At 61.4% G+C, this 25,348-nt stretch carries 21 protein-coding genes; 6 read left to right on the top strand and 15 right to left on the bottom strand.

Going from position 1 to position 25,348, the window contains the following annotated elements; genetic code table 11:
• The first annotated feature begins 43 nt into the window (after positions 1-43).
• The 4 genes from L0U84_RS40300 to L0U84_RS40285 all read left to right on the top strand — a co-directional run bounded on the left by L0U84_RS40300 (position 44) and on the right by L0U84_RS40285 (position 4,302).
• Positions 44-949 (top strand): LysR family transcriptional regulator, encoded by a 906-nt coding sequence (locus L0U84_RS40300; RefSeq protein WP_233859296.1) that lies wholly within the window; start codon positions 44-46, stop codon positions 947-949.
• A 223-nt stretch (positions 950-1,172) separates the two neighbouring features.
• Positions 1,173-2,438, top strand: a complete 1,266-nt coding sequence (locus L0U84_RS40295) for an MFS transporter (RefSeq protein WP_233859294.1) — start codon at positions 1,173-1,175, stop codon at positions 2,436-2,438.
• Between the two features lie 108 nt (positions 2,439-2,546).
• The gene (locus L0U84_RS40290; protein WP_233859292.1) at positions 2,547-3,080 is read left to right on the top strand and encodes a cupin domain-containing protein; all 534 of its coding nucleotides are present in this window, start codon (positions 2,547-2,549) and stop codon (positions 3,078-3,080) included.
• Between the two features lie 112 nt (positions 3,081-3,192).
• Positions 3,193-4,302 (top strand): porin, encoded by a 1,110-nt coding sequence (locus tag L0U84_RS40285; RefSeq protein ID WP_233859291.1) that lies wholly within the window; start codon positions 3,193-3,195, stop codon positions 4,300-4,302.
• Positions 4,303-4,768: 466 nt separating this feature from the next.
• On the opposite strand, the gene L0U84_RS40280 is transcribed toward L0U84_RS40285, so the two are convergent.
• The 7 genes from L0U84_RS40280 to L0U84_RS40250 form a co-directional block, all read right to left on the bottom strand.
• On the bottom strand, positions 4,769-6,352 hold the full coding sequence (locus L0U84_RS40280) for an aldehyde dehydrogenase (NADP(+)) (protein ID WP_233859290.1): 1,584 nt from the start codon (positions 6,350-6,352) through the stop codon (positions 4,769-4,771).
• On the bottom strand, positions 6,349-7,347 hold the full coding sequence (locus tag L0U84_RS40275) for an amidohydrolase family protein (RefSeq protein WP_233859289.1): 999 nt from the start codon (positions 7,345-7,347) through the stop codon (positions 6,349-6,351). The genes L0U84_RS40280 and L0U84_RS40275 overlap by 4 nt, the downstream gene beginning before the upstream one ends.
• Entirely contained in the window at positions 7,325-8,272 is a 948-nt protein-coding gene (locus L0U84_RS40270) for a YncE family protein (RefSeq protein ID WP_233859288.1), read from the bottom strand. Before L0U84_RS40270 ends, L0U84_RS40275 begins: the two co-directional genes overlap by 23 nt.
• Before the next feature lie 83 nt (positions 8,273-8,355).
• Complete coding sequence (locus tag L0U84_RS40265) at positions 8,356-9,648, bottom strand: MFS transporter (RefSeq protein ID WP_233859287.1); 1,293 nt, start codon at positions 9,646-9,648, stop codon at positions 8,356-8,358.
• Between the two features lie 156 nt (positions 9,649-9,804).
• Complete coding sequence (locus L0U84_RS40260; RefSeq protein ID WP_233859286.1) at positions 9,805-10,722, bottom strand: dihydrodipicolinate synthase family protein; 918 nt, start codon at positions 10,720-10,722, stop codon at positions 9,805-9,807.
• A 2-nt stretch (positions 10,723-10,724) separates the two neighbouring features.
• The gene (locus tag L0U84_RS40255; protein ID WP_233859284.1) at positions 10,725-11,897 is read right to left on the bottom strand and encodes an L-rhamnonate dehydratase; all 1,173 of its coding nucleotides are present in this window, start codon (positions 11,895-11,897) and stop codon (positions 10,725-10,727) included.
• A gap of 64 nt (positions 11,898-11,961) precedes the next feature.
• Positions 11,962-13,008 (bottom strand): 4-hydroxythreonine-4-phosphate dehydrogenase PdxA, encoded by a 1,047-nt coding sequence (locus L0U84_RS40250; RefSeq protein WP_233859279.1) that lies wholly within the window; start codon positions 13,006-13,008, stop codon positions 11,962-11,964.
• A 170-nt stretch (positions 13,009-13,178) separates the two neighbouring features.
• Here L0U84_RS40250 and L0U84_RS40245 point away from each other — a divergent pair, with 170 nt between their 5' ends.
• Positions 13,179-14,126, top strand: coding sequence for a LysR family transcriptional regulator (locus tag L0U84_RS40245; RefSeq protein ID WP_233859278.1), 948 nt, complete (start codon positions 13,179-13,181; stop codon positions 14,124-14,126).
• Between the two features lie 161 nt (positions 14,127-14,287).
• Here the strand turns inward: L0U84_RS40245 and L0U84_RS40240 are convergent, their stop codons facing one another.
• The 7 genes from L0U84_RS40240 to L0U84_RS40210 all read right to left on the bottom strand — a co-directional run bounded on the left by L0U84_RS40240 (position 14,288) and on the right by L0U84_RS40210 (position 22,836).
• Positions 14,288-14,515 carry a LysE family transporter gene (locus tag L0U84_RS40240; RefSeq protein WP_326491242.1) on the bottom strand — a complete coding sequence of 76 codons (228 nt, stop codon included), beginning with the start codon at positions 14,513-14,515 and terminating at the stop codon, positions 14,288-14,290.
• Between the two features lie 712 nt (positions 14,516-15,227).
• Entirely contained in the window at positions 15,228-17,177 is a 1,950-nt protein-coding gene (locus tag L0U84_RS40235; protein ID WP_233859277.1) for an acyl CoA:acetate/3-ketoacid CoA transferase, read from the bottom strand.
• Positions 17,178-17,193: 16 nt separating this feature from the next.
• The gene (locus tag L0U84_RS40230; protein WP_233859276.1) at positions 17,194-18,078 is read right to left on the bottom strand and encodes an alpha/beta fold hydrolase; all 885 of its coding nucleotides are present in this window, start codon (positions 18,076-18,078) and stop codon (positions 17,194-17,196) included.
• A gap of 15 nt (positions 18,079-18,093) precedes the next feature.
• The gene (gene phaC, locus L0U84_RS40225; protein WP_233859275.1) at positions 18,094-19,209 is read right to left on the bottom strand and encodes a class III poly(R)-hydroxyalkanoic acid synthase subunit PhaC; all 1,116 of its coding nucleotides are present in this window, start codon (positions 19,207-19,209) and stop codon (positions 18,094-18,096) included.
• An 8-nt stretch (positions 19,210-19,217) separates the two neighbouring features.
• Positions 19,218-20,051 (bottom strand): poly(R)-hydroxyalkanoic acid synthase subunit PhaE, encoded by an 834-nt coding sequence (locus tag L0U84_RS40220; protein ID WP_267940142.1) that lies wholly within the window; start codon positions 20,049-20,051, stop codon positions 19,218-19,220.
• Positions 20,048-21,175: a zinc-dependent alcohol dehydrogenase family protein gene (locus L0U84_RS40215; protein ID WP_233859273.1), complete on the bottom strand. Its 1,128-nt coding sequence runs from the start codon at positions 21,173-21,175 to the stop codon at positions 20,048-20,050. The genes L0U84_RS40220 and L0U84_RS40215 overlap by 4 nt, the downstream gene beginning before the upstream one ends.
• Complete coding sequence (locus L0U84_RS40210; RefSeq protein WP_233859271.1) at positions 21,172-22,836, bottom strand: acetolactate synthase large subunit; 1,665 nt, start codon at positions 22,834-22,836, stop codon at positions 21,172-21,174. Before L0U84_RS40210 ends, L0U84_RS40215 begins: the two co-directional genes overlap by 4 nt.
• A 616-nt stretch (positions 22,837-23,452) precedes the next feature.
• Between L0U84_RS40210 and L0U84_RS40205 the strand changes: the two genes are divergently transcribed.
• Complete coding sequence (locus tag L0U84_RS40205) at positions 23,453-23,596, top strand: hypothetical protein (protein WP_233859269.1); 144 nt, start codon at positions 23,453-23,455, stop codon at positions 23,594-23,596.
• 58 nt (positions 23,597-23,654) lie between these two features.
• Here L0U84_RS40205 and L0U84_RS40200 read toward each other — a convergent pair whose 3' ends face one another.
• A complete protein-coding gene (locus tag L0U84_RS40200) occupies positions 23,655-24,560 on the bottom strand; it encodes a LysR substrate-binding domain-containing protein (RefSeq protein ID WP_233859267.1) in 906 nt (301 codons plus the stop codon).
• Positions 24,561-25,348: the final 788 nt, after the last annotated feature.

The following is a 25,348-nucleotide window of genomic DNA, read 5'->3' as shown; positions in this document are numbered from 1 at the left end:
TCCAGATTCAAATCACGAATCTTTAATCGTTAAAACAGATCAAATGATCGACTCTCGTCAGCTCCGATATTTCACCGCCGTGGCCGAGGAGTTGCACTTCGCTCGCGCGGCGGACCGCCTGGACATCGCGCAATCCGCATTGAGCGCGCAAATTCAGCAACTCGAACGTGAACTGGACGTCCGGCTGCTCAATCGCAACAAGCGGCAGCCCGTTACGCTGACCGACGCTGGCCGACTGTTTTATGCCGAAGCCGTGGCGGCATTGCGGCATATCGAACGGGCCGACCAGGTGGGGCGCCTCGCAGCGCGCGGACTTGCCGGCGTTGTACGCGTCGGCTTTGTCACTTCTGGTGCCACAAGTGGCGTGTTGTCCACGATGCTTCGCGCGTTTCGCCAGTCCCATCCCGATGTGCGGATCGAAATTGTCCCGATGGAGACCCCGAGGCAATGCGAGGCGCTCGATGGCGGAGAAATCGACGTCGGTATCGTGCGTCCGCGGCGCCGCTATCCCTCAGGTATTGTGGCCACGCTCGTGCAGAGCGAGCACCTGATGGTCGCGATGGCCGACAACCATCCATTGGCCACGCGTGCCAAACTCCGTGCAAGCGATCTGCGAGATCAATCGTTCATTTCGCCGCAGTTCGACGAGGAGGAAGGGTTTGCCGAAGTGCTGGCCGCGCTTGGCGCAGCGGGAGGGTTTTCGGCATTCCTCGATCACCGGGTGCAGGACTTCGTGTCCGGCCTGAGCCTCGCCGCAGCCGGTTACGGAATCGCCATCGTGCCCGAATCGATGGCGAATTTCCGGCAGCCTGGCCTGCGCCTTAGGCCCCTTTCCGATTTTGACTTCCCCATTCATCTCGCCCTTGCGAGCAGAAAGCGCGAGCTCTCCCCGGCCGTGCGCGCCTTCGTTGGTGAAGCAATCGCGCACGCCCGGCGCTTACTCCCGTAAGCGCGCCGCTCCCACGAGCCTGCACCGCCGCGTCCTCTCCTGACCGAGCCTGAGCCGCAATACGGGGAACAGCCCTCGCCCACCCCGTGCGGGTAAACGCCATCGTCCTTGTGCTTGAGAAATCGCGCTTATGCGCGATAATGCGTTTTATGCACAGTTTATAGCTACATGCATAAACGTAGAGAGTGCTGTCACATAAACAATTGTGGTTAGAGGAGACGAGATGGAAACGCAGCGCCGAGGGTACGAAAACCTCTTGCTTGTCCTGTTGTTCTTCACGGTCGGGTTTGTCTTCTTCGACAGACTCTCAATTAACTTCCTTTTCCCGTTCATGCGGCAGGAGTTCGGCCTTACGAATTCCCGCATTGGAATGCTGACTTCCGTCCTCGCGCTGACGTGGTCGGTATCGGGCTTTGTCCTCAGCTCGTACGCTGACAGCCGCCATCGCCGCAAACCGGTGCTCATCGCAGCTGTGATCGTTTTCTCGCTATGTTCGATTTCGTCAGGCCTCGCGGGCACCTTCGCCGTGTTGCTGCTAGCGCGGGCTTTGATGGGCCTCGCGGAAGGTCCCGTTCTGCCGGTGAGCCAATCCTTGATGGCGTTCGCATCGAGCGAATCGCGGCGCGGCTTCAATATGGGCTTCATTCAGGCATCCGCAGGGGGACTGCTGGGTTCCGTATTGGCGCCCGCGATTCTCGTACCGCTCGCGAGCACGCACGGATGGCGATTTGCGTTCTATTGCGCCGGAATTCCCGGGCTGATACTCGCCCTGCTGCTCGCCGTCTTTGTCCGTGAACCGCGTGTCGGTCCCACGCCGGAAACGGTGACGGCAAGTATCGTCAGTACGCGTGGATTCAAAGAGGTTTTGATGACTCGCAACATGATTATCTGTGTCGTCATGAGTTGCCTGTTCATCACCTGGTTTCTGGCGATCGTGACGTTCGGGCCGGCCTACCTGCTCGAACAGCGCCATCTTTCGCCGGGCGGTATGAGCGTTTTCATGACGGTGCTGGGTATTTCCAGCGTCATCGGCGGCTGCGCGGTACCAGCGCTGTCCGACCGTCTGGGCCGCAAGCCGACGATGATCATATTCGGCATCGTCGCTATCTTCGCGCCGCTCGTCATCGCCTTTCTTCAAGGTTCGTTTCCAGTGCTGTGCATCGCGATCTTCTTTGCATACCTCGGCTACGGTTGCTTTCCGATCTTTCTTGCAACGATCCCGGCTGAAACGGTGCCCACACAATTCGTGAGCCGTGCCATTGCCACCGTGATCGGCGTCGGCGAAATAATTGGCGGTTTCGTATCGCCGACGGTCGTCGGATTTTCGGCCGATGCTTATGGGGCGGCCGCGCCGTTCATCATTGCGTCAGCGTCGGTGGCCTTGGCCGTGCTCGCCTCGCTGTTCCTGGCTGAAACGGCTCCGCGCAAGGTGTCGCTGTTCAAGTCCGCCGACTCCATCGTCGGCGGAGACTCAACGCCAGCCCTGTGATAAAAGGTTCAGCTTCCCAGGCCCGGTATCAGGAGCCGCAATCTAGTGGTACGCGGCACGTTGAACGCCGGATCGTCAGATGTCAGCTTATCAGGATGAAACTGCAATATGGAAACTCGTAGAGTCGTTACGACCGTGACTGCCGCTCAGTCCTCGGATTTCGCGCATGATGGTCCCGCGCCCCGTGCCGTGAAGTTTGACTCCATTCCTGGACATACGGCCTGTCTTTTCTGGGCCAGCGACGGCGTCGAAAAGAATCCTTCGTCGCTGAGCCGTGATATCTCGGTCGAAACTTCGTCATGGGTCCCGTCTTCGGGCGGAAGCCGTCTCCTGAAGGTGACGTTCCCACCCGACAGCGTATTTGCGTCGCCCGAGTTCAATCCGGCCGTCGCCGGAGAAGAAACAGCAGCGAAACTTCCCGGGCTGGCGGAATTGTTCGAGCGCGAAAACCCGGGCGTGCATCGCACGCCCACGCTCGATTACGGCGTCGTGCTGGACGGCGAAATCTGGCTGGAGCTTGATGAGGGTCGAGAAACGCATCTTTCGACCCATGATGTCGTGATTCAATGCGCCACTCGCCACGCATGGAGAAACAGAAGCGCCCGGCCAACTACCATGCTGTTCGTGCTGCTGGGCTTGTAAGCGGAGATTGGGCGAGCGAGCTCGTCCTTTCAACTGATATACACACATTAATTCGCATTCCATATTAATGAGATGGGGCGATATTCATAAAAACCTTTGGAGACACGTCACGATGAAGCTTAAAGAGATAGCACTTGCATCCGCCGCCCTGCTCTCAGCTCACGCATACGCGCAAAGCAGCGTTCAGGTATTCGGGCTCATAGATGCAGGCGTTTCTTACATCAGCAACCAGGGCGGTTCGTCCAATGTCAGAATGGACGACGGCATCGCAGTGCCAAACCTGTTGGGGTTTTCTGGAAACGAAGATCTGGGCGACGGCCTGTCAGCACGATTCAAGTTGATCAATCAATACACACTCGGCACTGGTGCGATCGTCAGCAATCAGAGTAACAGCGCATCACCCAGCGCCACGGGAATCTTCGCGCGTGAAGCCTGGGTTTCGCTGGACAGCACACAATGGGGTAGCATATCTCTCGGTCGTCAGCAGGACTTCATGGTCGATACCCTGTTCGGCAACGTGGGGGCGGACGCTGCCATGTACACGAGCGGCTTCTACAACTTCCGCAACGGGCCTTTCAGCGGGCTGAACCTGCCCGATTCGCCCCCTGATGAAGCGTTCGACTTCGACCACATGTCGGGCGGCACGGCCCTGTCGAATTCGGTCAAGTATTCATCGACCAGTCTGTCAGGGCTGCATTTCGGCGGCATGTATGCGTTCGGCGGGACAGCCGGCAATTTTAGCGAGAACAGCGCACAAAGCTTTGGCGCCAGCTACGCCGTAGGTGGGCTGGCGTTGGGGGCTGCATACACGAACGTGAAATACGCAGTCCTCGAAGGGGGCTCGATCCGCAACTGGGGCGCAGGCGCGCGATATTCGCTGGGCAAAGCGCTCTTTACACTGCTCTATACGAACACCCGCAACACCGAAAATGGCGCCATGGTCAACGCGGTCGAGGCCGGCAGTTTGTATCAGTTCACGCCGGCTACCAGCTTCGCCGCAAACTATATGTACATGTGGGGCAATGCTGGTGTTGACCACAATCACGCGCATCAGCTTAACGGTGCTCTTCAGTACGCGCTGTCAAAACGGACATCGGTCTATGCGATGGTGGCTTATCAGATCACCAACGAAGGTGCCGACGCCGTAATCAATGGGACATTTGGGCCATCGAGTGGACATACACAGTTTATTGGCCGTATTGGCGTCGATACAAGGTTCTAGGTCCATATCTTCAAGATCCATTTCACGATCGAATCTGCTGGAGGTGTCGCGAATGCCGTAGCGGTTCCAACACGCTCGTCCGGACAACGCCACGCGGTCGGGTTATCGCGTGGATTTCGTAGCAAACTTGCCGGTGATAGCTACGTTGCGTCCCGAAGGGTCCGCGGGTTATCGCCCCAAATACGTTCGTTGTCGAGACTTCGGAAGGTGCTGGCAACAATCCTAGCTCCCTAATCCCGACATTTCAATTTGGCCAGTACACAGTCGAAAATTGGTCATTAAGATTATGTCGAATAACTAGGATACCTTTCGATTCTCCGGATGACCGTGCATTACCTGGCGCAGTCTTATTCCGTCGGTATTGATTTAACCCTGCAGCGGCGTCGGACTATGCCACGGTGCCGACGCAGCCCCGCCGAAATCGGGCGGGGCTGCGTCGCATACACGTGGCTCCAGGATGTTGCGTCTACGCGGTACCGAGCGTGCCGTCGACGACCCGCACGATGCCGAGAGGATTGCCGTCGCGCAGCGCATCGGGCAACAGCGCGGCCGGCAGGTCCTGATAGCAGACGGGCCGCAGGAAGCGCTCGACCGCGAGCGTGCCGACCGACGTCGTCCGCGGATCGGAGGTCGCCGGAAACGGCCCGCCATGGACCATTGCATGCGCAACCTCAACGCCTGTCGGATAGCCGTTCGCGACGATGCGGCCCGCCTTGCGCTCGAGTGTCGGCAACAGTCGCTGTGCGTGCGACGTGTCGTCCTCGTCGAGATGCAGTGTCGCGGTCAGTTGTCCGTCGAGATGCTCCGCGAGCGCGACCATCTCGTCGAGATCCCGGCACGTGACGATAAGCGACGCCGGCCCGAAAATCTCGTCCTGGAGGTGCCGGTCCGCCAGGAATGCCTGCTGCGTCGTCGAGCACAGCACTGGGCACGCGGCGTTGCGCGCGTCGGTCTGCGTGCCGTTCGCGAGCGTTCGGACGCCACTCGCCGCGACGCGCGCGGACACCCGCTGTGCATAGGCGGCCGCGATGTCGCTCGTCAGCATCGTCTGCGTTTTCTGCTCCTCGATCGCTCGAGCCGCAGCATCGATGAACGCCCGTGCGTCGGGACCGTCAGTCAGCACAACGAGGCCCGGGTTTGTGCAGAACTGCCCGACACCGAGCGTCACCGACTCGACGAACCCGCGCGCGATCGCGGCGCCACGCGCGGCAAGCGCGTGCGGCAAAACGAACATGGGATTTACGCTGCTCATTTCGGCGTAGACGGGAATCGGCTCGCGGCGGCGTGCGGCCACACCCCCGAGCGCGACGCCGCCCGCACGCGAGCCTGTAAAGCCGACTGCCTTGATCGCCGGGTGCGCGACGAGCGCCTCGCCGATCGCATTGCCTGCGCCGAGCACGAGCGAGAACGTACCGGCCGGCAGCCCGCAGATGCGGACCGCGTCCCCGATCGCACGGCCGACGAGCTCCGACGTACCGAGGTGCGCCGGATGCGCCTTTGCGACGACGGGACAGCCGGCCGCGAACGCCGACGCGGTGTCGCCGCCCGCGACCGAGAACGCGAGCGGAAAGTTGCTCGCGCCGAACACCGCAACTGGCCCGAGCGGAATCTTCTGCAGCCGCAGGTCCGCGCGCGGCAGCGGCGTGCGTTCGGGCTGCGCGGAATCGAGCGTCGCGCTGAGCCAGCGCCCGTCGCGAACAAACGCCGCGAACATGCGCAACTGTCCGACCGTGCGTGCGCGCTCCCCTGCGAGTCGGGCGAACGACAGCGCGGTCTCCTCGTGCGCGCGCTCGATCAGTGCATCGCCGAGCGCGAGCAAGCGCTCGGCAATCGTCTCGAGAAACCGCGCGCGGGTTTCCAGCGGCAGCGCACGAAACGGGTCGAACGCGGCTTGCGCGAGCCGGCATGCGTGATCAACGTCATCCGCATCGCCGCCTCCGAACGCCGGTTCGAGCGTGAGGCCGCGCGCTGGGTCGAACGCGTGTAGGGTCGCCGCGGTGCCGCGCACGGCCGCGTCGCCAATTAACATCTCTCCGGTGATCTGGGTCATTGTCCTGTCGGTTTACCGTGTAAGCAGGTGGTGCCGGAATCGATCCGGTAAATGCGGACCGCGTTGTCGTGCCAGACAGCACGCTGCGCGGTCGCGCTCCATGAGTGGCTTGCGAGCGCGGCCGCGAACGTCCGCACGAGTGCCGGATAAGTGACGCGCAATCCCGCCACGGGGAAGTTGCTCGCGAACATGCAGCGCTCGGCGCCGAAGATCGCGAGCGCGTCGGCGATGATCCGCCTGTTCTCGGCCTCGTTCCACGCGGCGTCCCGCAGTCCGAATTCAGAGAGCTTCACCACGACGCGCGGCAACGCGGCGAGCGCTTCCATTCCTCGCCGCCACACCGCGAGTCCAGCCTTGGTGCGATCCCACGGCAGACCCGCATGCTCCAGCACGACGTCGACCGCCGGCCCGTCGGCGAGGCATTGAACTGCGTCACCGAGATGCCAGAACGGCACCCGGAGGTCCCAGCTGAGGCCGTGCGCGGCAAGCCGTTCGAGCGCGCGCGGCCACCGAGGATCGTCGAGCGTGCGGGGTCCGTCGAGTGCGACGCCCGGCGCAGCCGACGTGCGTGGCTTGAAACGCACGCCGCGCACAAGCGGATAGGCAGCCTGTTCGGCGAGCCGTTCGTCCGCGTCTTCGGCCAGCAGATCGACCCACGCGACGACCGCCGACGGCAGCGGCGCGCGCGCCGCGATTTCGTGCAACCAGCGCGTCTCGGCGATCGCATCATCGCGCGCGCATTCGGCCTCGACGTGCACACTCGCGACGACGGGCACCTCGCCTGCGGCGCGGTAGTACGCGTCGACGTCGAAATCGCGGCACAACGAAGCGTAGTCGCCGAGCATGAAATGCGCGGGATCATACCCGTCCTGGAGCCACGGATAGCGCACCGCGCCACCGAGGCGCCACAGATGATGATGAGCATCGACGATCGCATCGGGCAGCACGAGCGCGCGATCGTCCGCGCCCGGATCAGCGTCCACCGGGGACCACATGGGACGCATCCGGTTCGCGCAGCGTCGCGATCTCGTTGACGAAGCGCCACGCGCGCAGATCGAGCTCGCGCACGTGGTCGTCCTGGAACGACACGTAGGCAGCGGGCCGCATCGGATGAAACGACAGCGCGGTCGGATTCGCCGGTAGAGCGATGCGTTCGATTTCCTCAAGCTGTGCCGCGTCGAACACCGAGATCGACTGCTCGCCGGAGTTCGTCAGCAACAGCAGATCTCGGCCATCTGGCGCGTTCGTCCGGTAGATCCGGTTCGGGTCGCTGCGGGTCTTCACGCGTCGCCCGCACGTCATCGTCTCGGTGTCAACCGCGACAAGCGTGTCGTCGCCGCGATTCGCGACATATAACGTCTTCTCGTCGCTCGATAGTGCATTGCCCTCGGGGCGCGGACCGGGCATCACCGCGCGCGGCGCGACCGTTGCGTCGCGCGGATGGAACTGTGTGACCGTGTTCGACAACAGATGCACGCCGTACGCGCAGCTCGCGTCGCGCGTCAACGTGACGAGATGCGTCTTCACGCCGCCCGACGGCACCGCCATGTTCGGCACGTCCTGCTCGCGCGGACGGTCAAACACGAGCAGCATGTCATTCGCCTCGCTCATCGCATAGAGGCGGCCAGCGGCATCGCTTGCCATCCCGTGCGGACGGTAGTACGGCCACAGGTCCAGCATCCGTTTCAGTCTGCGTTCATGCAGGTCAATTTCGGCCACACGGTGGTCGCCCTCCTGTCCGCGCGTCCAGGCGGTCTCGATCCCAAAGATGCCGACGTACGCGTAGCGTCCGTCGACGTCGACTGTGAATTCGTGTGGAAAGTTTGGCAGTACGATGTGCTTGAGCGCCGTCTTCGTCTCAAGGTCGTAGAAGCTGAAGGTGTGAGCGCATTTCTGCACCAGCAGCAGGATATCGTTCATTGTCTAAATCTCCGTGTCTCTCAAATGTCGCGCCGCGATACACCGCTGCACCGTTGTCTGTCCGGGTTCGTCGAACGCGCGTCTCAGTCCTCACAGCGCTTCGGCAACGTCAGCGCGAGCAGGCCGGCGACAGCAAGCACGGCCGCGAGACAGTAGACGCCCGCCGCCGAGCTGACATGCTGTGTCAGTACACCAACCGCGTACGGGCCGCAGAAGCCGCCGAGATTGCCCAGTGCATTGATGAGGCCGCGCGCGCTGCCCGCCGCCTCGGCGCTGCAAAGCTTGGGCGGAATCGCCCAGAACACGCCGGCAGCCGCCTGCAGGAAGAATCCGCAGCCGATCAGGAAGGCGAACGACAAGGCCATCGTCGCGTGTGTCATAACCGAAAGCGCGAGGCAGGCGGCGAAGCCGACGAGCGGCAGCAGCACGAAGAGGCGTCGTTTGCCGGTGCGATCCGACAGATACGACGTCGCGAACATGCCCACGACCATTGCGATGTACGGAATCATCGCGAGCAGCCCGATCTTGCTCATGCCCGTATGGGTCAGGTCCTTCAGCAGCGTCGGCAGCCACATCGTATAGCCATAGATGCCCGCCTGATAGCAGAGATTGATCGCGATCAGCAGCCAGATCGTTGGGTTGCGCAGCAGTTCGCCCAGCGACGTGACGGCCGGCGCGCCCGCCGCTTGCTTGCGCTCCTGCTCGGCGCGCAGCGCGTCGAGGATATACGCCTTCTCCCGCGGCGATACCCAGCGCGCGGTCTCCGGACCGTCGTCCGCGAACGCGAGCCAGACGCCGAGAAACACGATAGACAGCAGCGCCGTGCTATAGAACAGGTGGCGCCAGTCGTACGCGGCGAGCACGAAGCCCGACAGCGGCGCGGTTATCATTCCGGCAAGTGGCACGAACATGATCACCATCGCGTTTGCTCGGCCGCGCTCGCGATCCGGGAACCAGCGGCTGACCATTGTCAGGACGACGGGCAGCATACCGCCCTCGGCAACGCCGAGCAGGAAGCGCAGCGCGAGCAGTTCCCAGGTCTGCGTGACGAACCCCGTGAGCCCCGACAGAACTGCCCAGCTGACGAGCGACCACGCGATGAATTTCTTGCCGCTGCCAAGTGCCGCACGTCGCCCGCCCGGAATCTGCAGGAACAGATAACCAAAGAAGAAAATACCACCCGCGAGCCCCGCCATCGACGCGTTCATTCCCAGTTCGGCGTTCATGCCGCCCGGCATCGCGAACGCGATGTTGACGCGATCCATGTACGAAATGACGCAGGCGAGCAGCAGAGGCGGGATCACGCGCAGCCACCGGCGGCGGGGAATGGCGTCGTCCGCTTCGTATGCCGGAGTCGCCGTGTTCAGCATGGTCATAGTGTCTCCAATATCGTTCGGCCACGTCGGTCTTTTCGCCGACAGCCTGTTAGGCCGGATCCGGCCGGCGCAAGCCAGCCGTCGTCGCGCCTCCGTACCCAGTACTGCGCGGTGCGCAATCCGGTCCGGCGGCGCCAATGTGCAGTGGGCAACGTGTCAGCGCCCCCATTGCAGCACGAGCGGATCGAGCCGCCGTGCTGCGTCGAGCAGGCCCGCACGGACCTGCGGCTGTAACCCGGGCCATGGCACGCGCGGCTTGTCGGACTCGATCACGCCGCCTGCCTTCATCAGCGCCTTCGCGGTCAGGAAGCCCGATTGCCGGTTCTCGTAGTTGATAAGGGGCAACCAGCGTGCGTAGTGCTCGACCGCCTCGTCGCGGCGGCCCGCGAAGTATGCGTCGGTGATCCGGCGTATGCCGTCCGGATAACCGCCGCCCGTCATCGCCCCCTTCGCGCCCGCGTCGAGATCGGCGAGTAGCGTGATGCCCTCCTCGCCGTCCCACGGGCCCTCGATCGCATCGCCGCCCAGCGCGATCAGCTCGCGCAACTTCGACGCGGCGCCCGCCGTCTCGATCTTGAAGTAAGACACCGCATCGATCTCCCGCGCGAGCTTCACGAGGAACGGCGCGGACAGCGTCGTGCCGCTCGCCGGCGCGTCCTGGATCATCAGCGGAATCCGGAGGTCCGCCGTCACCTCGGCGAAGAACGCATGGATCTGCGCTTCGGACACGCGAAACGTCGCGCCGTGGTACGGCGGCATCACCATCACCATCGCTGCGCCGAGGGCCTGCGCTTCACGATTGCGTTCAGCACAGATCCGCGCGCTGAAATGCGAGGTCGTGACGATCACGGGCACGCGCCCGGCGACATGCTCGAGCGTCAATCGCGTGAGCGTCGCCCGTTCGTCGTCGCCTAGCGCGAACTGCTCCGAATAATTCGCGTGGATGCAGATGCCTTGCGAGCCCGCGTCGATCATGAAGTCGAGGCAACGACGCTGGCCGTCGAGATCAAGCGCGCCGTCCTCGGTGAAGATCGTTGGCGCGACGGGAAATACTCCCTGGTAACGGGTCGCCATGATCATTCCAGGATCTCGAATTGGTCGAGGAACTCGGTCTTGAGCTTCAGGCCGAGGCCTGGCACGTCGTCGCGCAGTTGCAGGAAGCCATTCTCGGCAACGGGCTCGCCGTCGAAGATGTAATAGAACAGCTCATTGCCGACCTCGACGTCGAACATCGGAAAGTATTCGCTCATCGGCGACGCGAGCGTGCTCATCGTCAGGTGGTAGTTATGCATCTGTCCGGCGTGCGGGATCACGGGCACGCTGTATGCCTCGCACAACGCGTTGATCTTGTGGGCCATCGTGATTCCACCGACCCGGTTCGTGTCGTACTGAACGACCGATACGGCCTTGCGGTCGAGCAGTTGCTTGAAGCCGTACAGCGAGAACTCGTGCTCGCCGCCCGAGATCGGGATGCTCGTCAGACGGTTCAGTTCTGCGTAGCCGTCAATGTCGTCGGCGATCACCGGTTCCTCGAGCCAGCGCGGCTGGAACTTCTCGAGCTTCGGCAGGATCCGCTTCGCGTACTCGACGTTCCAGCCCATGTAGCACTCGAGCATCAGATCATTGTCGTAGCCGATCACCTCGCGCACGGCCTCGACTGATTTCAAGTTCTCGACCACACCCTGCGGGCCGTGCGCAGGGCCGTAGCCGAAGCGCATCTTGAAGGCGCGAAAGCCCTGATCGAGGAACTTCTGCGCCTCGGCCTGCATCGCCTTCAGGTCAGTCCGGTAGAGCTTTGAGTAGTAGCAGGGAATCCGTTCCTTCGTACGGCCGCCAAGCAGCTTGAATACCGGCTTGCCGACACTCTTGCCAAGCACGTCCCAGATCGCGATGTCGACGCCCGAGATCGCGGCCATCCCAATCCCCTTGCGCCCCCACGCGTGCGTTGCGCGATACATCCGTTGGTTCAGATATTCGTAGTCCCACGGGTCCTGGCCGATCACGAGCGGTGCGAGATACTCGTCAATGATGAGCTTCGCGACCTGCGGCGCGAGTGCAACGTTTCCAAGCCCGACGATGCCGTCGTCGGTCTCCACTTCGACGACCGTCCACGAATGGAAGCGGAACGAACTCATCGTCTCCTGCGGCGCATACAGCATGTCCATCGCATTCGAGCAGAAATTGCCTTGCGGAGGCACGGTCTTGCCTTTCCATTGAAATACGCGTGCGCGGACGGACTTGATCTTCATTGCGGTGTCTCCTCTACTTCGATCGGATTCGAAAAATGCGTGATCGGGCGTGACGCTCCGGTCGTCACGCGGAAATCGTCTGCTGGCGATGCGCAGCGCCCATTCGGCAGGCGATCTGCAGCGCCTGCCAGGTTGCGCCCACGTCGGCGACGCCGCGGCCCGCAATGTCATATGCGGTGCCATGCGCGGGCGTCGTGATCGGCAAGGGCAGCCCGCCCTGTACGGTCACGCCGCGCGAAAAGCCGAGCAGCTTGATCGCAATCTGGCCCTGGTCGTGGTACATCGTGACAATCGCCTGGTAGTCGCCCGCCTGCGCCTTCAGGAAGACCGTGTCGGCAGGGAACGGGCCATGGAACGGCTCGGCCGTCGGCCAGTCGCGCGCCTGCAGCGCTCGCACCGCGGGCGCGATGATGTCGACTTCCTCGCGACCGCAGCTGCCACCATCGCCACCGTGCGGATTGAACGCAGCGATCGCGATTTTCGGTAACGCCACGCCGTTCGCGAGCAGCGACCGGTAGATGAGCTCTGCCGCCTGGCCGATCCTCTCGACGCTCAGGTAGCTCGCCGCGTCCCTGAGCGGAACGTGCGATGAGATCCGCGCCGTCCACAATTCGCCGAGCGTGTTGAATTCGCAGAAGTAACCGGTCACGCCGAGGTACTCGGCGAAGTGGTGCAACTCGTCCTCGTGACACAACCCGCCGAGTTTCATCGCATGCTTGTTCAGCGGCGCAAAACAGATCGCGTCGACGTCACCCGCGAGCGCCGCGTCCATGCAGTGGTTCAGTACGCTCAGTACCGAGCGGCCACCCTCAGCGCCGACCTGACCGACCCTGACATGCGCCGCGTCGATCGTGTCGATTTCGACGAACGCGGGACGCGCAATCGTTTCGCGGTTGCGCGCCTCAGCGAGCGACGCGAGCCGCTCCACGTCGACGGTGACGCCGGCGATGCGCTGCCCTGCTTCCCAGAGCCAGCGATCGCCGATTAGCACGAGGTTGGCGCGCGAGCTTACGTTTGGTTGGGCGAGCAGCTTCGCGATCAGCTCGGGGCCGATGCCGGCCGGGTCGCCGAGCGTCAGCGCGACGACGGGCAGGTTCGCGCTGACCGTCATGTCGTCTCTCCGGTGTGCGCGATACGCGCTGCCGTTGCGATGTTCTGCATGTTGCGTCTCCAGTAGAGGCCGAAATCCGGCCGTTCGTCATATGGGGTTCATACTAGGTAGACTGATCGAGTCGGTAAATTGAAAACTCTTGATGGATTGATAACCAGGGGTAATCAGAAATGGGCTCGATCGACAGGCGCGATTCGACTTCGCAACTGCTGAACCGGCTGCGGATGCGCCAGATCGCGTTGCTGCTTGCGGTCGACGAGTGTTCGACGCTGCGTGCGGCGGCCGACCGGCTCGGCTTGACGCAGCCTGCGGCGACGAAGATGCTGGCGGAACTCGAAAGCGCGCTTGGCCAGCGGTTGTTTGACCGCGTTGGCCGCGGGCTTGTGCTGAATCCGGCCGGCGCGCGGGTGCTCGGCTATTTCCGCGGGATTCGCGGCAGCGTCGAGGCGTTGAACCGCGAGCTCGCCGAGCTGCAGCTCGGCAGCGCCGGGCGGCTCGCGATTGGCAGCATCATGGCGGCAGCGCCGGGGCGGCTCACTGAGGCGCTCGTGCAACTGAAGGAGCGCTACCCGCTTCTCGCGATCGATATTGCAGTCGACACGAGCGACCGGTTGATGCCGCAACTGCACGAGGGCGTGCTCGAGGTCGTGATCGGCCGCGACGTCGGAACTGACTGCACCTTCCGCGCGGTCGACGACGAGGCCCTCGCGGTCGTCGCAGGCTGCAGTCACCCTCTCGCGGGCGCAGGGCCGGTCACCTTTCGAGCGCTGCTCGACTACACGTGGATCCTGCAGCCGGCGGGAAGCCCCGCGCGCGAAGTCGTCGAGCGTGAGTTCCGGATGCACCATCAGCCGATGCCGCGCGGACTGATTGAAACCGGCTCGATCCTGACGACGATGAACCTCGTCGACCGCTCGCCGATGCTCGGCGTAATTCCACTGACGGTGGCCCTGCGCAACGCGGAACACGGGCTCGTCACGATCATCGACTACGTATTCGCGCAAAAGCTGCCGTCGTATGGAAGTGTCGTGCGGCGCGACCGGCCGCTCAGCATCCCGGCGCAGCAATTCCTCGCGCTATTTCATCAGGATGCCAGCCAGTACGCGGGCGCCGCGTAGATTGATAGCCGGCGGCCTCGTGTCGGGCCCGGCGATGATCGCCCGGACGGCCGCGGATTTCTCGCCGCCAGGCATCGCCGCGGCGGGCGTCATAACGGACGTGATCTGCTACCTGACACAGTGGTTCCCGTCGCAACGACGCGGCCGCGTGATGAGCGTTTTCAACTCACCCTCGCGCTGGCGGGACTGATCGGCGGACCGCTGTCGGGCTCGATCCTCGAGACGATCTCGGGACATTGGCAATTGGTCCTTGCATCTGCATTCAGCTCTGTGCGCGGCTTCAACAGCAGTTTGGTGCCCAGCCAAACCAGGTACGCGGCGCCTGCCCATTTGACTGCGATACAGGCCACCTCGGACGCACGGAGCAGGGCTCCAAGTCCAAACGACACAGCGATTCCTCAAAGCAGACAGCCGAGTGCGATCCCAATAGCTGCCATTGCAGCTGACCGGCGTCCATCTGCCGTCGCCGCTCGTAATACGATAGCTGTGTCCACGCCTGGCGTAATGACACGAATGGAGGCGGTTCCGGTGAAAGCGAGAAGCAACGGAAGGTCAATCATAGAGCGAGGGATAGAACAGCAAGGGTTCTAAAAAGATGAGTGCCTAAACAAACGTACGCCAGGCCCCTGAGACTCGCAAAGTGACGCGAACGACAACGTGGTCGACGCCTTTGCGGCTGCCAGGCGGATTCACGACCGCACCGGGACGCGACCGGGCGCCGACCATCGAGTCAGTGCGCCGTCCCTGCGGTCCTGCATCCGCGAGTGTGCACGCCAAGGGCCATAGCTGCAAAGATCGCCCCCAGCGCACAGAATGAGGCGTCGCCGCTCGATACGATCACCCAGCGGAACAAGGAGCAGCAGCCCCAGGGCATAGCCGAGCTGAGTCGTTGTAGGCAGCAGATGCGACTTCGAGCTTTCGCTCTCGTGCCCACCGCGATCCGCTCGCTGATCAAGGCATCGGAGGCGGATCCGCAGGTGCATCCCAAGAGCTGGAAAGCGGCAAATCTCGTTACCCGATGTGGAATAAATGACCGCCACTCAGCCTTGCTCGTTGGTCGCGTGAGGCGTGTATGATCTCCAACGTGAGAGGTGCTCGTCGTTAAGAATCTAAAACTGGTTCTCGTGCGCGGAGGAACTCAGCAGCTTCAGCATGCGTTTCGAAAACGTGCGCAGCGGCCTGGCGCGATGACAGCGCTTCGCCCAGCTTCATGCGCATGAATGCACTAGTGGTGTAACGCGTGGTGGTCGAGTAATGCTTTACCTGTAACTCGGCCACCACTTCGAAATACTCGTCCGCCAACGACTCATCGAGTCGAAATCCGTCGTAGTTGACAATCAACGCGACCCGTCTGCCGACCTTGGTACATAACGCGTCGAACACCCGACGTACGCACTCGATGTCATCGACGCTACGGATCGCCATACCTTCGAAGTTCGCGAAGAGAGTATTGCGGTCTGCGTCATAGTTAAGGCGGTCGGTCAATTGCAGGTCTTGCAGAACCCCAGCCAGTCCCATGGGCTTCGACCGGTAGATACGAGGGTCCATTAACGCTACGTCACCAATGATGGGTCGAAACGCCATGTGCGCCAGTACATCCCGCTCGATATCGATGCCCGGTGCCACTTCGATCAGTTGCAGGCCTTCCGGTCGAAGCCTGAAGACACATCGCTCGGTGACGTAGAGAACCGACTGTCCCTTCGCGGCTGCGAGTGGCCCGCTGAAGGTGATCTGTTCGACCGCCTCTACAAACTTGCGAGTTCGTCCCTCTGCGACGATGCTCATCTGGCCACCCTCGACAGTAGTAGCAACTCCTCCGGCAGTGAACGTCCCGGCGAACACGAGCCGGCGGGCATTCTGGCTGATGTTGATGAATCCACCTGAGCCCGCAAGACGAGGACCGAAGCGGCTGACGTTGACGTTGCCCGCCCGGTCGATTTCGGCCATGCCAAGGCATGCGAGATCAAGCCCGCCGCCGTCATAGAAATCAAACTGCTGGTTTTGATGCAGGAGCGCGTGGGTATTGATGCCCGCACCAAAATCCAGGCCTCCTTGCGGCATACCGCCGATCACTCCCGGTTCGGCGGTCAAGGTCAGATGATCGAGCACGCGCTCTTCGGCAGCGACGGCCGCCACCGCCTCGGGCATGCCGATTCCCAGGTTGATGACCCCACCCAGCGGCAGCTCGAAGGCACAGCGCCTCGCAATGAGTTTCCTCTCATCGAGCGGAAGAGCTGGGATCTTGTTCACCGGAACGCGGATCTCGCCCGAATAGGCCGCGTTGTAATCCGTCGCGTAGGTCTGCTTATGCGACGATTGTGGCGCCAGTACTACGCAATCGACCAGAACTCCGGGAACGACCACGTTGCGTGCGTCAAGCGTGCCAGTCGAGGCGAGACGTTCCACCTGCGCCACAACGAGACCGTTGGCATTTCGCGCCGCCATTGCGGCAGCCTGAGCGTCAAGCATCAACGCCTCACGCTCCATCGTGATATTGCCTTCGGCATCAGCCGTCGTGCCACGGATCAATGCGACATTGATGGGGATGGATTTATAAAAGAGCCACTCCTCACCATCGATCTCCATCACCCGCACGAGCTCATCTTTAGTCCGTGTGTTGATCTTCCCGCCGTTTTGGCGTGGATCGACGAATGTACCCAGCCCGACCTTCGTCAGTGTTCCGGCGCGACGGGCCGCAGCATCCCTATAGAGGTGGGAGATGGTTCCAAGCGGCAGGTTGTACGCCTGGATGCGGTTGTCCGTTGCCAGCTTCCCGAGCTTCGGAACGAGTGACCAGTGGCCGCCGATGGCGCGTTGTACGAGTCCCTCATGGGCAAGCCGGTTCAGTCCCCGGTCCTTGCCGTCGCCAGGGGCCGCCGCAAAAACAAGCGTGAGATCGCGCGGCGCCTCAGTTTCGATGAAGCGTCGCTCGAGCGCCGCAATGAGTTCCTCTGGCGTGCCGATGCCGACGAACCCAGAACAGCTCACGATATCCCCATCCCGTATCAATGCGATGGCCTCATCGGCGGTAACGACCTTGTCTTGAATCATGGCTGTCCTGGCTTTTTTAATTGAGCGTCGGCTGTTCAGTTAAGAGGTAGTTCGTGATCACAGCAATCTGCGACTGATCCATCAGTGCGGGTGCGTGACCACACCCGGGAAATTCGAACGCGGTCACTCGCCCGTCCATGGCTGCCGGGCCGCGCCTGAGCATGGCTTGCACCGTGCCACGTGCCAGCAAGTCCGAGTCTTCCCCGCGCAAAATCAGCACCGGGCAATCGATCTTGTCCCAGACCTGCCAAAGGGTCACGTCGAGAAAGAATGGCATCGAAAACCGCATCCCGATGCCTGGATCGAAGTGAAAGCGAAACCCACCTGCCCTGTCTGGCACGGCACTGTGCTGTGCCAGATGACGCCATTGCGCGTCGTCGAGGTTGCCAAACGGTGCGTGGACCTCACGCAGATGCGCTTCGACATCGTCAATAGACGAAAAACGCCACGTACGCATCAGATAGCTGCCGATCCTGTTCAACGCCACAGCCGACACGCGCGCGCCAAAGTCATTGAGCACCAGCCTTCTTATTGGCATCCCGGGCTGTGCAGCCACCAACATGCCGATATGCCCGCCAAGGGACGTGCCCACCCAATCCACCTTCTCGACATCGAGCCGCGCAATCAGTGTCGACATCGCCCGGATATAAGCACGGTCGGTGTAGTGCGTGGGCGACGCCAGCCAGTCGCTGCGTCCGCGGCCGGGTAGATCGGGGGCGATCACTCGTACCCTCTTCTCCGCCAGTGCCGCTGCGAGCGCGTCGAAGTCGCGTCCGTTGCGAGAAACACCGTGAACGCAGACGACGGTCTGTTCGGCAGCCGGTGAGCCCCACTCGGTATAGGCGAGCTTGTGAAAGCCCCCTCGTCCGATCACGGACACTTCTTTCAGTCGTGGTTGCATTGGTCGTGGCTCATCTCAGGCGGATGGCCCGTCGCGCTCGCGCAGCCATTCGACGATCCCTTTCGCCAACACCCCTTGTGACTTTCCGCTCACGAAGACCCCAACGTGACCGCCGTCGAGGCCGATCTCCTGATAGTCTGAAGTGCCCACCGCTTCGCGCAGCGCCTGCGTGGTCTTGGGTGGGATGATGTGATCGTCCTTCGCGAAGATGTTCAACACCGGCATGCTGATGTCCGCAAGGTTGACAGTGCGGCCGCCCAGTTGAAACTCGCCGCGAATCAGCTCATTGTTCTTGTAGAGATTGATCAGCAGTTGTTTGGCGGCTTCACCTGGATGATGCGGCCTGTCGGCAAGCCACTTTTCCATGCGCAGAAAGTTGAGCAGCTTCTTCTCATCGTCGAAGGCGTCGAGCAGCCCGACGTTGTATTTCGACAAGGTCGCCCCCGGCGTCATCTGCGAAAAGACATAGCCGGTCAACTCGCCCGGGAGATTGCCGCTCGCCTCGATCAGCCGATCGACATCCTCGCCGCTCATCCCGCGCGTCCAGAGGTTCAGCAGCCCGTGATTGATGCGGCCTTCTGCCTGGTCCCGATGAAAGTCGACCGGCGTGATGGTCAGGAGCAGGTTTTTCACGCGCTCGGGATAGAGCGCGGCGTAGCACAGCGAAAACACCCCACCCTCACAAATGCCGAGAAGATTGATCGCATCAATCTCGTGTTCACGGCAAATGAATTCGATGCAATCGTTCAGGTAGACATCGACATAGTCCTCGAACTTGAGCCAGCGATCGCTGCGAGTCGGGCTTCCCCAATCCACCGCATAGACGTCGACCCCGAGCGCGAGCAGGTTACGCAACATCGAGCGGTCTTCCTGCAGATCGGTCATCGTGTAGCGGCCGATCTGGCCGTACGCGACCAGCACGGGCACGCCGACCCTGCGCTCGGTCGTGGGTTTGTAACGGTACAACGTGGTCTTGTCTTCCTGAAAGACGATTTCCTTGTCGGCGGTAGCGATCTGCACATGCTCGTCCTTGACGCGGTCGAGCATTCGTCGTCCACGGGCGAGCTTCATGCTGAAGTCGTTCAATTCGGCGAGCGCCCGTGCGGCGGTCGATTTCTGTTCGGCGGCCATGGGTTCTCTCAGGAATGGATGGGGCGGTCAGTCTTCGCGGCTGTGGCGCGAGGCTTGCGTGACTGTTTCGGCACAGGCTCGGTGTCCCGACGCGACGCGGTTTGACGCTGCAGCAATCGGACTTGCCGCCGCAGTTCGGTCACCGTTCGCTGTACCTCATCGACTTCGGTACGGGTCGGGACATGACAGACCTCGAACCATGATTCGGCTATGTCACGTTCCTTCAATCGATACTCTGATGCTGTGCGCAGCATACGGGTCTGCGCTTTCACGAATTCGTCCGTGCGATACGTTTCGATCAGCGTCTCATTGGCTACCTTCAGCCACCGATCCGTCAGGCCGCGCCATGTGATCGGCGACGCGTCTTCATTCGTGGTCAAGGTCTTCGTGAAGCGTTCCGACGCGGCATTCCAGGCCCGATGCACGATCGCCTGATACGCAAGCACCGCTTCATCGCGCTTCCTCAACGCATGCTGCAATTCCACCAGCTTCTGGTCGAGGGTCCATAGCGTTGCATATTTCGGCCCTTCGATGACATGCTGCAGGGCCGCGTCCAACGCGCCCGCGCCGTTGCCGCCCCAGCGAGTTGGAGAGAACATCTCGCGCAATGCCGCTGGCGTCCACGCTTGAGGGTCGACGCCATCTTTCGCAAATTCCGTCCATTTATCGATCGAGGCTTTCCAGGTTTCCGTCAGATCGGCGAACTGCGCTTGCATTGTCTGCTTCGTCTTCTGCGCGTCCCCGTCAGACGACGGATCGCGGGGTGCAGGAAACATTGACTTCAGAAACGACTGCTGCAACGCGTTCCAGCCATCGGCCCAATTTTCGTTTGCCTGGCTCATTCGAACACCACCACCTGGCGGATCGCTTTGCCCTCATGCAGCAGATCAAAGCCACGATTGATCTGGTCAAGGCGCAAACGTCCTGTCAGCAGCTTGTCGACCGGCAGACGTCCCTGCTTGTACAGTTCGATGTAGTGTGGAATGTCGCGTGAAGGCACGCATGTTCCGATGTAGCTGCCTTTAACGGTGCGTTCTTCAGCAACCAGGCTGACGGCCGGCAGCGGCCAACGCGCCGTGGACGGCGGCAATCCCGCGGTAACCGTCGATCCGCCACGGCGCGTGATGCTGTAAGCCAGATCCAGCGCACGGATGGAGCCCGCAAACTCGAAGGCGAACTCGACTCCGCCCGAACTCAGCGCGCGGATGTGCTCGAGCGCATCTTCGCGCGCCGCGTTGACCGTGTGGGTGGCGCCGAGAGATCGCGCCTGCTCGAGCTTCGCATCTGAAAGATCAACGGCGATGATCTGTCGGGCTCCCGCAGCCTGTGCGCCAATCAGCGCAGCGAGACCCACGCCTCCCAAACCGATCACCGCCACCGATGCGCCCACGCGTACCTGCGCCGTGTTCACCACCGCGCCTACACCAGTCAGAACCGCGCAGCCGAAGAGTGCCGCTTCGTCGAGCGGCACTGTAGGATCGATCTTGACCACGGAGCGCCGCGACACTGTCGCGTACTCGGCGAAAACCGAGCAGCCCAGGTGATGGTTGATGGCTTCGTCTTGCACGCTGAGACGCCGCGCCCCGGAGAGCAGCGTGCCTGCGCCGTTTGCCGCCGCGCCCGGCTCGCACAAGGCCGGCCGTCCTTCAGCACACGGCGCGCAATGACCACAACTAGGCACGAACACAACGACGACGTGATCGCCGACCTGAAGATCGGTTACTCCATCACCCAGCTGCTCGACGATGCCCGCTGCTTCATGGCCGAGCGCCATCGGCATCGGGCGAGGCCGGTCTCCGTTAATGACCGAGAGGTCCGAATGGCACAGACCCGCAGCGGCGATCCGGATGAGCACTTCATCGGGGCCAGGCGGCGCCAGCTCAACGTCTTCGATGGACAGCGGGCGGGATTCAGCATACGGCGCTGCCGCGCCCATCGCCTGAAGAACAGCTGCCTTGATCTTCATTGCGTCACCTCGCTCACCCGGTTCTTGAGCTCTTCGACGAGCACGCGATTGTTTTCGGTGTAATCGACCGGCACCACGACCAGTTGTACGCCACCTTCACGGAAGGCTGCCTCAAGTTCAGGCACGAGACCCTCTGCCGATTCGACGCGCCTGCCCTTCGCGCCATATGCCTCCGCGTACTTCACAAAGTCCGGATTGCCGAAGGTCAGGCCCCAGTCCCCGAAATCATCGACGGCCTGCTTCCAGCGGATCATTCCGTAAGCATCGTCCTGAATAATCAGCACAACCAGATTGAGCTTCAGCCGTACGGCGGTCTCGAGCTCCTGGGAGTTCATCATGAAGCCGCCATCGCCGCATACCGCCATCACCCGACGCTGGGGATAAAGCAGAGCAGCCATCATGGCCGACGGCAAACCTGCGCCCATCGTGGCCAAAGCGTTGTCGAGCAGCAGGGTGTTGGCGCAGCGATTCCGGTAGCAACGCGCGAACCAGATCTTGTACATGCCATTGTCGAGCGCGACAATGCCGTCTGCTGGCATGACTGCGCGCACATCATTGACGATGCGCTGCGGCGTCAGCGGAAAGCGCGACTCAGTCGCCCGATCCATCGTGCGCTTCAGGATACCTTTTCGCAACGGCGCCAATGCTCCCGCATTGGGCAGCCTGCCTTCGAGCACATCGGCGAGGCGAGCCAGACTCAAGCCGAGATCGCCGACGACCTGTGCATGCGGAGAAAACACCTGTTCGATGACTGCTGGCGTATAGCCTACGTGGATCACCTTCGGCCCTTTCGGCCCCATGATGAACGGCGGCTTTTCGACGGTGTCGTGGCCAATGGTGAGAATCAGATCGGCGCGATCGATCGCCTCGTGCAGGTAATCGCGCTCGCTCAACGCAGCCGTACCGAGCCACAGTTCGCTTGCTTCGTCGCTGCCGGTTGCGGCAATCGTGCCCTTACCCATCTGGGTGTTGAAATAGGGGATGCCTGTGCGCCGGATGAAACTGGTCAATTGGCCGGCGAGTCGTGGCCGATTGCTGGCCGCACCGAACATGACCAGCGGACGCTCGGCGCGTGCCAGCATTGTCGCTGCTCGCTCGATAGCCGCATCCTGCGCAACGGGAAGTTCCACGGGATGTGGAGGCACCACGACGAGGTCATCGCTGACCTCTTCACTTGCCACGTCTTCCGGCAATTCCAGATGAACCGGACCAGGCCGCTCGTCCTGAGCCAGGCGAAAAGCTTCCCGAACCACGGCGGGAATGCTGGCGCCGCTGACGATTTGACGCGAAGATTTGGTGAGTGGCTTCATCGTTGCCACGATGTCCACGATCTGAAAGCGTGCCTGACGAGCCGTCTTGATCGGTTTCTGTCCCGTGATCAATACCATCGGCATTGCGCCGAGATGACCATAGGCTGCGCCGGTGACAAGGTTCAACGCGCCGGGGCCAAGCGTCGCCATACAAACGCCAGGCTTTCCGGTAAGACGGCCGTGGGTGGCTGCCATGAACGCGGCTGTCTGCTCATGCCGCGTCAAAATCAGTTCGATTTTCGAGAAGCGCAGCGATTCGACAACGTCGAGGTTTTCCTCGCCTGGCACGGCAAAGATGCGGTCGACTCCTTCATTCTCCAACGCCTTGACGAACAGGTCAGATGCTTTCACGAACAGGTTCCTCGTCTCTAAAACTTCGATAAATGATCTTCAAACGTCATTTGAAGCCATGTACATCGCTCCCGTGTACAGCAGGGCCGATATTGGCTTAGGCTGAGCTAAAACCTGGGCAAATGACAAAACCGGGAAAGGAAACGACTGACAGCTCGTCTCTTTGCGCACCGAGACGAGATGCATGCGCGCTCAGCGCTTAGTTATACCCAAGGATGGCGACCGAACTGACGTCTGCCCGGTCAGGGACATTCCCCACAATGACGGATGTTGGCTTCGTCAGCAGCATGGCGTATGACGATGCGCGTTTCCTGGCTTTATCTTGAGCACGGGGAGAAAGAGTGGACCAGCAGACATCGTCTGCGGAATATGCTTTGTCTTTTCTGAATTGGGTCATTCTTTGAGAATCTTATCGGAACAAAACTTGACGAATAGCCCGCCTGCTGGCGGACGATATTGATGAGAGCAATATTCGCAACAGTGTCACTTGTCTGCAAACGATATATACGTTCAATGTTGTGCGGATCAGGAATGAAGTGGTTCCGAAATGGTGCTTCGACCCATTGAAATGACCCGTGCAGCGCTTTCAGTGATGCGCCCAAAGCGATGACGGAAGATGATCAAGGTCACCTCCGTTGCCGGCCTGATGGGTTATCGGGGTAATACGCTGCCTCTACATGGCGTGGAGGGCTGGTCGGACGAACTGCCTGCAGAGGTGCAGCCGTTGGGTGTCGGGCGATCTGCGTCGAACGCGGACTGAGGAGAAAAACAGTGGCCCGAGGGGAGACCCTGAGCGTGAGGCTGCGTGGATGCGTCAGCTAGCTTACCGCCGAGACATAGGCCTCAGCGGCCGGGAGAAGCCAGCGCTCAAAAGTCTGAACTACGGGCGAATTCTGATTGCTCTCCGGATACACAAAGTAATATCCGTTATCCCCAGGGAGCGATAGTTCGAAAGGTTTGACTAGCTCGCCGGATTCAATTTCCCGCATTACAAGGAAGCTTGGTACCAGCGCAATGCCGAGCCCTGCCCGCGCGGCTTCGACCAGCATTGAGAACAGTTCATATCGTTGACCTTTCATAGCGTCGACGTCATGCAAACCCGCTCGTGTCAGCCATTGTCGCCAGGAGTCCGGTCGTGCAGACAAATGCAGCAGCCCAAAGTCTCGAATCGCCGCCGGTTCCAGTTTTTTCTTCCTGCCCAGGAGCGCTGGACTACAGACAGTAGTTAGCTCCTCGCCAAAAAGATACCGCGTGACAGCGCCTTGCCAAAGCGAGCTGCCGAAATGAATGGCCGCATCGAAGGTCGTTTCATTAAACATGAATGGTTCGGCACGCGTCGTCAGGTTCACGACAACGTCTTTTGTACCCTCGTAAAACTGCGGTAAACGTGGAATCAACCAGCGTGTCGCGAACGTCGGAACGACGGCCAACTCAAGAATGCCACCCTCGCTTTTATGGGCCATTGCCGCAATCGTGTCGCGCTCCAACCGCTCCAGGCTTTCTCTAACGCGCTTTGCGTACACCTGTCCAGCGTCCGTGAGGCTTAACCGCTTTCTGAAACGGTTGAAAAGCGAAACGCCAAGGTACTCTTCGAGTCCCGCCACCTGCCGTCCGACGGCGCTTTGAGTAAGCGCAAGCTCGTCGGCGCTTCGTGTGAAACTCAAGTGTCGGGCCGCGGCTTCGAAGGCGATCAGCGCTTCCATGCTTGGTATTTTCCGTCTCACGCTTCATTCCTTCCACGCACAAGGTCGCGCGTTAAAATCGTTTGCCAGGCCACACAGTTTCAACTATTCGATGATCGCGGTATGTATCGTCGCCTATCTCCGACGGCCGCTCACCGTACCAAATGCTACCCCATTTCTTTGACGGCTAATTTTTGGAAGTCAATACAGCACAATAAAATGCATCCACCTCATCAGTCAGGTGCAGGCTCACAACGAAATACGGCTTGGAGAGCAGCTTCCTCTTGCGGATACCAGGAGCGTGCGATGAACTGCTGGTCGTTTCGGCCATGTCGAGTTGCCGGGGCCTCAAGTTGCCGGTCGAGCGTGGGTGCAATCACGCAACACCGAAACACCCGCCAGGCCCAGTGCTGGCGCCGAAATCCAATGAATGCAAGCCCTCGCGGAATTTCTATTGCACTCATGATGGAGGGGACCGGTGCCTGACCGGAAAGACCCGCCAGGCAAGGTGCGCCGCGATGGGCCAGAGCGTCGCGTAGCACCGGGCGCCGCGCCAGCCGTGACGGCGGGACAGGAAGCTTTCCGGACCCGGCGGCACGCGGCTGGTCACCTGGGCACCCGGGTCCATCGCGCGGAGCCGTCCGCCGGCGCGGGAAGGGCCACGCTATTTGGCAGATTGAGCGGCAGATGGAGTTCGCTGCCGCCCACCCGGTTAGCTTTTGCACCGGAATATCTGGATTTGATCGCTGTTTCTGAGGCCAGTCGATCTGATACCGTCACCTACACCGTCACCGCCGGAGCACTGAAAAAATCGCCCCCACTTCCCGCCT

This window comes from Paraburkholderia sp. HD33-4, from assembly GCF_021390635.1.
Classification (GTDB): domain Bacteria; phylum Pseudomonadota; class Gammaproteobacteria; order Burkholderiales; family Burkholderiaceae; genus Paraburkholderia.
Note: the sequence above shows the minus strand (reverse complement) of the source record. Positions and strands in the feature narration are given on the sequence as shown.